General features: G+C 68.6%; 9 protein-coding genes. 8 read left to right on the top strand and 1 reads right to left on the bottom strand.

Features of this window, described 5'->3' with window-relative positions; genetic code table 11:
* The first annotated feature begins 14 nt into the window (after positions 1-14).
* The 7 genes from MHN84_RS10915 to MHN84_RS10885 all read left to right on the top strand — a co-directional run bounded on the left by MHN84_RS10915 (position 15) and on the right by MHN84_RS10885 (position 8710).
* The gene (locus MHN84_RS10915) at positions 15-1394 is read left to right on the top strand and encodes a cation:dicarboxylate symporter family transporter (RefSeq protein ID WP_241204654.1); all 1380 of its coding nucleotides are present in this window, start codon (positions 15-17) and stop codon (positions 1392-1394) included.
* 135 nt (positions 1395-1529) lie between these two features.
* Positions 1530-2822 carry an NDMA-dependent methanol dehydrogenase gene (mdo, locus tag MHN84_RS10910; RefSeq protein ID WP_241204653.1) on the top strand — a complete coding sequence of 431 codons (1293 nt, stop codon included), beginning with the start codon at positions 1530-1532 and terminating at the stop codon, positions 2820-2822.
* Between the two features lie 2 nt (positions 2823-2824).
* Positions 2825-3946: a MoxR family ATPase gene (locus tag MHN84_RS10905; RefSeq protein ID WP_241204652.1), complete on the top strand. Its 1122-nt coding sequence runs from the start codon at positions 2825-2827 to the stop codon at positions 3944-3946.
* Positions 3947-3948: 2 nt separating this feature from the next.
* Complete coding sequence (locus MHN84_RS10900) at positions 3949-5472, top strand: VWA domain-containing protein (protein ID WP_241204651.1); 1524 nt, start codon at positions 3949-3951, stop codon at positions 5470-5472.
* A gap of 70 nt (positions 5473-5542) precedes the next feature.
* Complete coding sequence (locus MHN84_RS10895) at positions 5543-6724, top strand: iron-containing alcohol dehydrogenase (RefSeq protein WP_241204650.1); 1182 nt, start codon at positions 5543-5545, stop codon at positions 6722-6724.
* 1 nt (position 6725) lies between these two features.
* On the top strand, positions 6726-8075 hold the full coding sequence (locus MHN84_RS10890; protein ID WP_255730278.1) for a sensor histidine kinase: 1350 nt from the start codon (positions 6726-6728) through the stop codon (positions 8073-8075).
* Positions 8072-8710 carry a response regulator transcription factor gene (locus tag MHN84_RS10885; RefSeq protein WP_241204649.1) on the top strand — a complete coding sequence of 213 codons (639 nt, stop codon included), beginning with the start codon at positions 8072-8074 and terminating at the stop codon, positions 8708-8710. Before MHN84_RS10890 ends, MHN84_RS10885 begins: the two co-directional genes overlap by 4 nt.
* Here the strand turns inward: MHN84_RS10885 and mftM are convergent.
* Positions 8707-9579, bottom strand: a complete 873-nt coding sequence (gene mftM / locus MHN84_RS10880) for a mycofactocin oligosaccharide methyltransferase MftM (RefSeq protein ID WP_241204648.1) — start codon at positions 9577-9579, stop codon at positions 8707-8709. The genes MHN84_RS10885 and mftM overlap by 4 nt on opposite strands.
* Before the next feature lie 156 nt (positions 9580-9735).
* Here mftM and mftD point away from each other — a divergent pair, with 156 nt between their 5' ends.
* Positions 9736-10902, top strand: a complete 1167-nt coding sequence (mftD, locus tag MHN84_RS10875) for a pre-mycofactocin synthase MftD (protein WP_241204647.1) — start codon at positions 9736-9738, stop codon at positions 10900-10902.
* Positions 10903-10913 lie beyond the last annotated feature (11 nt).

Below are 10913 nucleotides of genomic sequence, written 5' to 3'. Positions count from 1 at the left end.
GGGGGATGCCGAGCATGACCGCCACCGACGCCGACGAATCCGGACCGCAGAGAACAGAGAAGCCGGAGAAGAAGCGCGACCGCACGCACTGGCTCTACCTCATGGTGATCGCCGCGGTCATCGCCGGCGTCGTCGTCGGCCTGGTGGCGCCCGAGGTGGCCGGATCGCTCGGCGTGCTGGGGGAGCTGTTCGTCAAGCTGATCAAGATGATGATCGTCCCGGTCATCTTCTGCACCGTCGTCCTGGGCATCGGCAAGGTGAAGGCCGCGACCGCGGTGGGCAAGGTCGGCGGGCTCGCCATCGCCTACTTCTTGGTGATGTCCACGGTGGCGCTGGCCATCGGCCTCGTGGTCGGCAACATCATCAGTCCCGGCACCGGGCTCAATGTGCCCAACGACCCCGGCAAGGGTGTCGAGCTGGCCGGTGAGGCCGAATCTGCCGGCGGCACAATGGACTTCATCGCCAACATCATCCCGTCGACGTTGTTCTCGTCGGTGACCGAGGGCAACGTGCTGCAGGCGCTGTTCGTGGCGCTGCTCGTCGGTTTCGGTATCCAGTCGCTGGGCACCGCGGGGGAGCCGTTGCTGCGCGGCATCGAGGCGCTGCAGAAGCTGGTGTTCAAGATCCTGATCGGCGTGCTCTGGCTCGCGCCGATCGGTGCCTTCGGCGCGATCGCGGCCGTGGTGGGCGACACCGGCTTCGAGGCGGTGATCCAGCTGGGCGTGCTGATGGCGGCCTTCTACCTGACCTGCGTGATCTTCGTCTTCGGGGTGCTCGGCGCCCTGTTGTGGACCGTGGCGCGGGTGTCGGTGTTCAAGCTCGCCCGGTACCTGGCCCGCGAATATCTGCTGATCGTCGCGACGTCGTCGTCTGAATCGGCGCTGCCGCGGCTGATCGCGAAGATGGAGCACGCCGGGGTCAAACCCGCGACCGTCGGCATCGTCGTGCCCACCGGCTACTCCTTCAACCTCGACGGCACCGCGATCTACCTGACCATGGCGTCGCTGTTCATCGCCGACGCCCTGGGCGACCCGCTGTCCATCCCCGAACAACTCGGCTTGCTCGCGTTCATGATCGTCGCCTCCAAGGGTGCCGCCGGCGTCAGCGGCGCCGGGCTGGCCACGCTCGCGGCCGGGCTGCAGAGCCACCGACCCGAACTGCTCGACGGCGTCGGGATCATCGTCGGCATCGACCGGTTCATGTCCGAGGCGCGCGCGTTGACCAACTTCTCCGGCAACGCCGTCGCCACCCTGCTGGTCGGGCACTGGACGCACAGCGTCGACGAGGAGCGGCTGCGCGACGTCCTCGACGGCCACCGCCCGTTCGACGAATCCACGATGGTCGACGACCACGACACCAGCGACCGGCCCAAGGAGACCTCTCCGACCGGGTAGGTAGGGCCCTGCCCGCCCGTCCGCACTTGCGCTGCCCGACGATTCGGTTGTGCCCGGCAAGTGTTCTGTCGGTCACATCTGCCGTGCCATGGTGGTCCCCGACACCACCGGCAGCACCGCAGAGAGGACCCCGCCATGAAGGTCGAAGATCTTCTGAAGCCCTTCCCCATCAAGGAGTTTCACCCGTTCCCCCGCGCCATGATGGGGCCCGGCGCGCATGAGATGGTCGGCCCGGAGGCCCTCAAGATGGGTTTCAAGCGGGTCCTGCTGATGAGCTCGGGCCTGCGCGGCACCGACATCGTGCACAACATGGCCGAGTCGCTGAAATGGCACGGCCTCGAGGTCGTCGTCTACGACAAGGTGGAGTCCAACCCCAAGGACTACAACGTCATGGACTCGGTGAAGCTCTACCAGGAGAACGAGTGCGACAGCTTCATCTCCATCGGCGGCGGTTCCACCCACGACGCGTGCAAGGGCGCCCGCATCTCGATCGCCCATGACGGCCGCAACGTCAACGACTTCGAGGGCTTCAACAAGAGCGAGAACCCGAAGAACCCGCCGCACATCGCGATCTCCACCACCGCGGGCACCGGCTCGGAGACCTCGTGGGCCTACGTCATCACCGACACCACCACCGATCCCGACAACCCGCACAAGTACGTGGCATTCGACGATGCGTCGGTGGCGACGCTGGCCGTCGACGACCCGGTGCTGTACTACGAATGCCCGACCGACTACACCGCGCAGTGCGGCTTCGACGTGCTCGCGCACGCCTCGGAACCCTATGTGTCACGGCTCAACTTCGAACCGTCGCTGGGCAACGCGATCCGCGCGATCAAGCTGACCGCCGAGAACCTGCGCGAAGCCACCTGGAACGGAACGGATCTCAAGGGCCGTGAGGGCATGATGTACGCCCAGTACATCGCCGCGCAGGCGTTCAACTCCGGTGGCCTCGGCATCATCCACTCGATCTCGCACGCGGTGAGCGCGTTCTACGACACCCACCACGGCCTCAACAACGCGATCGCGCTGCCCCGGGTGTGGGCGTTCAACATGCCGGTGGCCTACAAGCGCTTCGCCGACATCGCCCAGGCGATGGGCGTGGACACCTACGGCATGACCGACGTGCAGGCCGCCGACGCCGCACTGGCCGCGGCGATCCGCCTGCTGCGCGACGTCAACATCATCGAGCGCTTCGTCGACGTCAAGCAGGACAGCTACTCGAAGAACCGGCTGGGCAAGGGCCCCACCAAGTTCTACGAGAACGCACCGGTGATCAAGGGCGACGAGGCCGACGTCGACCGCATCACCAACCACGTCCTCGGTGATGCCTGCACGCCGGGCAACGCCAAGGAGTGCACGTTCGACACCGTGCGCCCGGTGGTCGAGCACTGCATGACCGGCAGCCTCGACGAGCTGCTGCCGTAACGATGTTCGCGACCGTGGAGGAGGTGCGCGAGGCGCTCGCCGGGCAGGGTTACATCGCCGACGAGCGCCTGGCCACCACCGTGTTCTTGCAGATCCGCCTGGACAAGCCGCTGCTGATCGAGGGGCCCGCCGGGGTCGGCAAGACCGAATTGGCCAAGATGCTGGCGGCTGCGACTGGCCGCCGGCTGCTGCGCCTGCAGTGCTACGAAGGCCAGGACGAGACCAAGGCGCTCTACGAATGGGATTACGGCAAGCAGCTGCTGTACACCCAGATCCTTCGCGAGAAGATCGGGCAGCTGGTGGCCGATGCGACGGATCTCGACGAGGCCGTCGAGCGCATCGGTACCCAGGAGAGCGTGTTCTTCTCCGATCGCTTCCTGGCGCCGCGCCCCCTGCTGGAGGCGGTCCGGTCCGACGAACCGGTGGTACTGCTGATCGACGAGATCGACCGCGCCGACGAGGCATTGGAGGCGGTCCTGCTCGAACTGCTCGGCGAATATCAGGTTTCGGTTCCCGAACTGGGCACCTTCACCGCCACCCACGTGCCCTACGTGATCCTCACGTCGAACAACACCCGGGATCTCGCGGCAGCGCTCAAGAGGCGGTGCCTTCACCTGTTCCTCGACTATCCGGCCGCCGAGCGGGAACTGCAGATCGTGCAGTCGAAGAACACCGGCCTGTCCGACGCGCTGGCCACCCAGCTCGTCGATGTCGTGCGCGGGTTGCGGGACCTGGAACTTCGCAAGGCGCCCAGCATCTCCGAGACCATCGACTGGGCCCGCACGCTGGCCGTCCTGGGTGTCGACGAGCTGACCGCCCAGGTGCTCTCGGACACCGTGTCGGTGGTGGTCAAATACGACAAGGACGTCCGCAAGGCACTCGATGCGCTGCCGCGGCTGGTCGACCCGAACGCGAAAGTACCGGAGCACCATCACCATTCGCACGGTCATCCGCACGGGCACGACCACCGTCACGACCACGATCACCATGATCACGGCGGCGACGGTCGGACCGCCCGGCTGGCCAAGGACAAACCCGGCCGCTTCACGGACGGCTACTACGGCACGCCCAAGAAGTCGGAGCAGTCGGAGACGACCCTGCTGGGCCGACGCCGCGCCCTGTAGTCATGGAAGCCACGCTGCACCGCTTCGTCCGACTCCTACGCCTGGGCGGCGTACGGGTCTCGATCCCCGAGGCGACCGACGCGATGCGGTGCGCTGCGCAACCCGGGGTGCTGTCCTCCCGGGCCGTGCTGCGCACCGCACTGCGCGTCGCGCTGATCAAGGACGAGCGCGACGGGCCGGTCTTCGACGAGATCTTCGATGCGTTCTTCCACCTCGTGCGGGTGGGTGACGACGCCTCCGGGCACGGGCACTCCCACGCCCACGACGACCTCGTCGACACCGGCGAGCTCGAATCCTTCACGCTCTCAGAGCAACCCAGCGACACCCCGGAGCAGGGTCACGAGCACGGGAAGCCATCGAGCATCCGCGACTACTTCAAACAGGAGGACCTCGCCCAGCGCTACAACATGCACCAGGAGGCCAACAAGATCGACCTGGCCGCCTTGACCGACGAGATCGCGTTCAGCGATCAGGCCCGCACGGGCGCCGATGACGCCTACCGGGTGCAGCTGTCCACCGACCGGCTGAGCGGTGCGCCCACCGTCGGCACGCTCTCGACGTCGGCCGGTACCCCCGTGGACGCGGAGCTGACCATCGCCCAGCAGGAGGCCCTACTCGGTTGGCTGGACGGCGAATTCGGTACCCAGGACGGGGACCAAGGTGACGCCGCGGCGATGCGCAGGCGGCTGGCAGGGGTCCTGGAGAATCTGCCGCAGGCACTGAGGCGTCACCTGGAGGCGCTACTGGCGCTGGAAACCGCGATCGTCGAGACGCGGGAGCGGCGCGAAGCCCGGGTGGACCGGATCGGGGAGGCCGAACGCGCCGACCTCGAGGACTCGCTGCGCCGGCTCGCCCGCACCCTGCACGGCGCGCTGACCCACCGGCGCCGGATCGCGGCCGCGGGGCGCGTCGACTCCGGCCAGACCATGCGCCGCAACATGCGCTTCGACGGGGTGCCGTTCATGCCGGTGACCGTGCGGCGCGCCGAGGACCGGCCCCGGCTGGTCGTACTGGCCGACGTGAGCCTGTCGGTGCGAGCCACGTCGCGGTTCACCCTGAGCCTCGTGCACGGACTGCAGGACCTGTTCACCCAGGTCCGATCGTTCGTGTTCGTCGCCGACATCGCCGAGACCACAGAACTGTTCCGCGAGCTGCCCGACGATCGAGCCCTCGGGCAGATCTTCGGCGGCGATGTCGTCGACACGGCGGCGAACTCCGACTACGGCGCCGTGTTCGGCGAGTTCCTGGCCGAGCACTCGTCGGCCGTGACCCGGCGCACCACGGTGCTGGTGCTCGGAGACGGTCGCACCAACGGCCGCGATCCCAACCTGGCCGCGTTCGAGGAGATCACCCGCCGCGCGCGCGAAACCGTGTGGCTCACCCCGGAGCCGCGCTACTCGTGGGGTCTGGGCAGCTGCGATCTGCCCCGGTACGCCGAGTTCTGCGACCGGGTGCGGGTGGTGGCCGACCTGACGGGTCTGGAAAGCGCCGCCCACGATTTCGCGGCGGAAGCGGTCGGCAGGTGACCTGCGGGTCGTACCCTGGAAACGCCCGGTCACAGCACGTGACCGGCGCGAGGGTTGGCGAGGCGAGAAGGTGACGACAGGACACACGCACACGGCGGTGGAGTCACGCCTGCTGAAGTTCCACGCCCCGGAGATCGTGTTCGGGGTGTCCTCGATGGTCGAGGCCGCGCACGCGGCGATGCGGCTCGGGGCGATGCGGCCGATGCTGGTGACCGACCCCGGCCTCATCGAGGCCGGCTGGGCCGACGAGATGGTCGGACACCTCGCCGACCAGGGCATCGCGACCCGGCTGTGGCACGACCTGACGCCCAACCCCAAGGACCACGAGATCGCCGCGGGGTTCGAGCGCTACGCCGAGTCCGGCTGCGACGTGCTGGTGGCCGTCGGTGGCGGATCGGTGATAGACGCCGCCAAAGGCGTGGCGATCCTGGCCGCCAACGGCGGGAACATCCTCGACTACGAGGGTGTGGACAAGGCCGAGATGCCGATTCCGCCACTGGTGGTGGTGCCGTCCACGTCCGGCACCGGCGCCGACGTCTCGCAGTTCTGCATCGTCACAGACACCACCCGCAACACCAAGATCACGATCCTCGGCAGGGCGCTGGTGCCCGACATCACGGTGATCGATCCGCGGCTGCTCACCACGATGCCGGACTGGCTCAACGCGGCCACCGGTCTGGACGCCCTCACCCACGGCATCGAGGCGTTCGTCTCCCTGGGCCACAACCAGCTCACCGACCACCACGCGCTGCGCGCCGTGCAGATGGTGACCGACAACCTGGCCCACACCCTGGCGCGCCCGGACGAGATGCCGGCGCGTGTGCACATGGCCCAGGCCGCGCTGGAAGCGGGCCTGGCGTTCACCAACGCGATCCTCGGCGCCACGCACGCGATGAGCCATCAGGTGGGCGGGCTGCTCGACCTGCCGCACGGTGTCGTCAACGGTGTGCTGCTGCCGCACGTGATCCGGTTCAACGCCGAAACCGACCCCGAGCCGTACAAGACCATCGCGACGTTCCTCGGGGTGGCCGATCACGGCATGCCTGCCGCCGAAGCAGCACTCGCGCTGGCCGACCGCATCGACAGGCTGGCCCGCGACGTCGGAGTGCCCCGCGGGCTCGCCGAACTCGGTGTGCGGCACGAAGATCTGCCCCGGCTGGCGACGACCGCGCTGTCCGACGCGTGTATGAGCACCAATCCGCGGCCCGCGGATGTGGCGCAGATGCAGGCGTTGTTCCAGGCGGCGATGTGAGATGACGGCCGCCGACGCCGGCCAACCCGATCTGGCCAGGCTCACCGGCCTACGCTCGGGCAAGGGTCGCTTCTACTCCGAGTTGCGCGTCACCGCAGCGCGATTGGACCGGGTCATCGCGGCCCTGGACACCATCTCCCGCGCTCTGGTCCAGACGATCGACGGTCCGGAGAAGCTCGTGCGTGCGGTGGCCGAGGCGGCGCGAGCCACGCTGGACGCCGACTGGGTGCTGCTGGCCCTGGCCGACGGCGCGCTACCCGAAGCTAGTGTGCGACATCTGATCCTGGATTCCGCGGGCGTGGCCTACGCCTTCGAAGGCCTCTGCGACGCCACCGATCCGGGTGCGGCGCTGCCGGATGCGGTCCTCAACCGACTCAACGACATCCTGCGCGGACAGCTGGCCGCGTTCCGGTTGCCGGTGATGGAGAGCCGGCATGCCCACGTACCGATCGAGTTGGACGGCACGGTGATCGGGGCATTCGCGGCATGGACCTCGCCGCACCGGACCCTCGACGGCACCGATGCGATGGTGATGCGCATCCTCGCCGGTCAGACCGCGGTGGCGCTGCAGAATTCGGCGCTGTTCACCAAATCGGTGACGCTCTTGGAGCAGTCCGAGGCGCGCAACGCCGAACTGCTGGCCACCCAGCGCGAACTCGGAGCCGTCCAGCGCCACCAGGTCCTCAACTCCGAACGTCACCGTATCGCCCGCGAACTGCACGACAGCGTCGCGCAGACGGTGCTCTCGGCCGGAATGCAGATCGAAGTTTGCCGCAGTGAGATCGCCGAGCAGTCAACCGAACTCGCGGGGCGGCTCGATCTGGCCAAGGAGCTCACCCGCTCAGCCACCGAACAGCTGCGCTCGGCGATCTATGCGTTGAACCAGCCCGCCGACGCGCAGCGGTCCAGCCTGGCCGCAATGCTGGGGCAGCTCGCCACCGTGCACATGCCCGAGGATCTCCGGGTGAGCCTGCGCGTCGACGGGCACGCACGGGAGCTGCCCAGCGATGTCGAGCACGCCCTGCTGCGCATCGCGGGGGAGGCGCTGTTCAACACCGCGATGCACGGCAACGCCACCCGTGCCATCGTGCGGCTCACGTACCGCGCGGACGCGGTGTCACTCTCGATCGCCGACGACGGCACGGGCGATCCCCACAAGATCCGGCTCATGCTGAGGATGGCGGAGGCCGCCGATGTCGACGGCCGCCACCGCGGTCTGGCCAACATGGCCGCCCGCGCGACCGGACACGGCGGCGGCTTCGATGTGCACCGATCCCGCCTCGGCGGGGTCCGCGTCGTGGCTCGCATCCCGTATCGCGCAGCAGTTCTCGAAGAAAGTGGGATGCCATGACACCCATCAGGCTGGTCCTCGTCGACGACCACGCGATCCTGCGCCAAGGTCTGCGGTCGGTGCTCGAACGCGCCGACGACCTCGTGGTCGTCGGCGAGGCGGCCTCGGAGGCCGAGGCCGAAGCGGTTGTGCGCGCCACCTCGCCCGACGTCGTGCTGCTCGACCTCAAACTCTCGGCGGGCTCGGAGTTCGAAGGACTGACGCTGTGCGGCAAGCTCTCCGCCGCCTATCCCGGCCTGGGCCTGCTGATCCTCACCACATTCCTCGACGAGGACCTGGTGGTGCGCGCCGTCCATGCCGGCGCCCGCGGCTACGTCGTCAAGGACGTCGACACCACCGAGCTGGTCCGCGCGATCCGCGCGATCTCCGCCGGGGACAGCGCGTTCGACTCGCGCAGCGCCGCGGCGGTGGTCCGCTCCCTGTCGGGCCGCGGTGAACCCAAGGCGCAGCTGACCGACCGGGAGGTCGAGGTGTTGCGGCTGCTGGCGGCGGGGCTGTCCAACAACAAGATCGGCGAGAAGCTCTACATCTCTGCGACGACGGCGAAGTTCCACGTCAGCAACATCATGCGCAAGCTCGAGGTGAGCAGACGGGCCGAGGCGGTGTACGCCGCGAGCAAGCGGGGCCTGATCTAACGGTCGAGGATCAGCCAGCCGCCGTGGAACTCGAAGGTGCGTGCGGAGATTCCGCGATGGCGGCGCATCAGGTCGTCGGCCAGACCCTGCATGCGTGAGCGGTCGAAGCGCTGCAGGTGTCCGTAGCAGGCGCGTGGCTCGTCTTCGAAGGGGACGGCGATCACCACCCGGCGGCGCGCCAGGCGCAGCGCCTCGTCGCAGACCGCGATCATCACCGCGTCCGGGAGATGTTCGATCAGGTGCAGCACGGTGACGGTGTCTGCGCTGCCCGACGGCAGCGGCACGGCTGTCGCATCGCAGGCCAGCGTGGTCAGCGGACGCTGTAGCCGTGGGCTCACGGCGGCGAGGAGTCGCATGGTCGAGGCGCTGAGATCGGTTGCGGTGACCTCGATGTGGCGGGCCATGCGCAGGGGAAAGAAGCCGAAACACGATCCCAGATCGAGCAATCGGGTGCCGAGCACCTGCGCCTGCGCTTCGGCGTGGATGGGCCCGAAGGCAGTGGCACCGCGGTCGAGGGCAGCCAGCGAATTGCGATAGAACCGCAGCCAGGATGCCACGCTGCCGTCGACGGTCGAGCGGACCACCCCGGTGAAGACCAGCTCGAACTCCGCCTGTCCGCGCAGTACCTCGGTGTCGACGAGGTGCTCGGTCAGCAGCGAGGTCAGCGCGTCGGACAGCTCCGCGGGACCCAGATCGTGCTCGACACTGAGCAGTTCGTCACGCCGCTGCACACAGAACCTGCCCGCGCACACCGTTGCCGCGCTGCGGTGGGGTCGGTGCGGGCCCCGCCGGCGACTGACCCGGATGCCGTGGCTGCTCCACAGGCCCCGGGGCGACGGTGCTAGCGGATCGAGTTGAGCTGCTTGCATATTCGCTGACGCTAGGAGATGGTGGGCGGTGCTCGCGTGCCCCGATCGGGTGCGATGTGCGGGCCGCCCGGGTGGGTGGGTACTGTCCGATCGGCGAGTTCTGGCGCCTCGGTCGGGCTTCTACCGTGGACGGCACCGAGATGCAGAGGAGTCACCATGGCCGCCTGGTTCGAGACAGTCGCCGACGCGCAACGACGAGCCCGGAAGCGACTGCCACCCAGCGTGTACAGCGCACTCGTCGCCGGTTCCGAGAAGGGCGTCACGGTATCGGACAACACGGCGGCGTTCGCCGAGCTGGGATTCGCACCGCACGTGGCCGGCCTGTCCGGTAAGCGTGACGTGGCGACCACGGTGATGGGACAGGCGATCTCGCTTCCCGTGCTGATCTCTCCGACCGGCGTACAGGCGGTCCATCCGGACGGCGAGGTGGCGGTGGCCCGCGCGGCGGCCGCCCGCGGCACCGCGATCGGTCTGTCGTCGTTCGCGAGCAAGCCGATCGAGGAGGTCACGCTCGCCAACCCGGCCACGTTCTTCCAGATGTACTGGACCGGCGGCCGGGACAAGCTGCTGGCCCGCATGGAGCGAGCGCGCCGCGCGGGCGCGGCGGGCCTGATCATCACCACCGACTGGTCCTTCTCCAACGGCAGAGACTGGGGCAGCCCGGCCATCCCGGAACGGATGGACCTCAAGGCGATGCTGCGCTTCGCTCCCGAAGGGCTCCGCAGGCCGCGGTGGCTTCTCGAGTTCGCGAAGACGGGACGGGTGCCGGACCTGACCGCGCCCAACCTCGCCGACGGCGGCGCCGCGCCGACCTTCTTCGGCGCCTACGGCGAATGGATGCAGACGCCGCTGCCGACCTGGGACGACATCGCCTGGCTGCGGGAACAGTGGGGCGGGCCCTTCATGCTCAAGGGCGTGATGCGCGTCGACGACGCCCGGCGCGCCGTCGACGCCGGCGTCACCGCGATCTCGGTGTCCAACCACGGCGGCAACAACCTGGACGGCACCCCGGCAGCGATCCGTGCGCTGCCCGCCATCGCCGAGGCGGTCGGCGACCAGCTGGAGATCGTGCTCGACGGCGGCATCCGTCGCGGGTCCGACGTCGTCAAGGCCGTCGCCCTCGGCGCGCGGGCGGTGATGATCGGGCGCGCGTACCTGTGGGGGCTGGCCGCCGGCGGGCAGGCCGGCGTCGAGAACGTCCTCGACATCTTGCGCGGCGGAATCGATTCCGCGCTACTCGGCCTCGGGTTGTCGTCCATTCAAGAACTGCAGCCCGCCAGTGTCATTGTGCCAGAGGGCTTTCGGCGCGACCTCGGAGTGTAGCGGGGGTCTGC

The sequence above is a fragment of the Mycobacterium sp. PSTR-4-N genome, from assembly GCF_022348085.1.
GTDB lineage: Bacteria > Actinomycetota > Actinomycetes > Mycobacteriales > Mycobacteriaceae > Mycobacterium.
This window is presented reverse-complemented; position numbering and strand designations above follow the sequence as displayed.

Bases quoted from the DNA above. Each gene is read 5' to 3' on its own strand.
- MHN84_RS10915 (WP_241204654.1), top strand. From the start codon at position 15: ATGACCGCCACCGACGCCGACGAATCCGGACCGCAGAGAACAGAGAAG.
- mdo (WP_241204653.1), top strand. From the start codon at position 1,530: ATGAAGGTCGAAGATCTTCTGAAGCCCTTCCCCATCAAGGAGTTTCAC.
- MHN84_RS10905 (WP_241204652.1), top strand. From the start codon at position 2,825: ATGTTCGCGACCGTGGAGGAGGTGCGCGAGGCGCTCGCCGGGCAGGGT.
- MHN84_RS10900 (WP_241204651.1), top strand. From the start codon at position 3,949: ATGGAAGCCACGCTGCACCGCTTCGTCCGACTCCTACGCCTGGGCGGC.
- MHN84_RS10890 (WP_255730278.1), top strand. From the start codon at position 6,726: ATGACGGCCGCCGACGCCGGCCAACCCGATCTGGCCAGGCTCACCGGC.
- MHN84_RS10885 (WP_241204649.1), top strand. From the start codon at position 8,072: ATGACACCCATCAGGCTGGTCCTCGTCGACGACCACGCGATCCTGCGC.
- mftM (WP_241204648.1), bottom strand. From the start codon at position 9,579: ATGCAAGCAGCTCAACTCGATCCGCTAGCACCGTCGCCCCGGGGCCTG.
- mftD (WP_241204647.1), top strand. From the start codon at position 9,736: ATGGCCGCCTGGTTCGAGACAGTCGCCGACGCGCAACGACGAGCCCGG.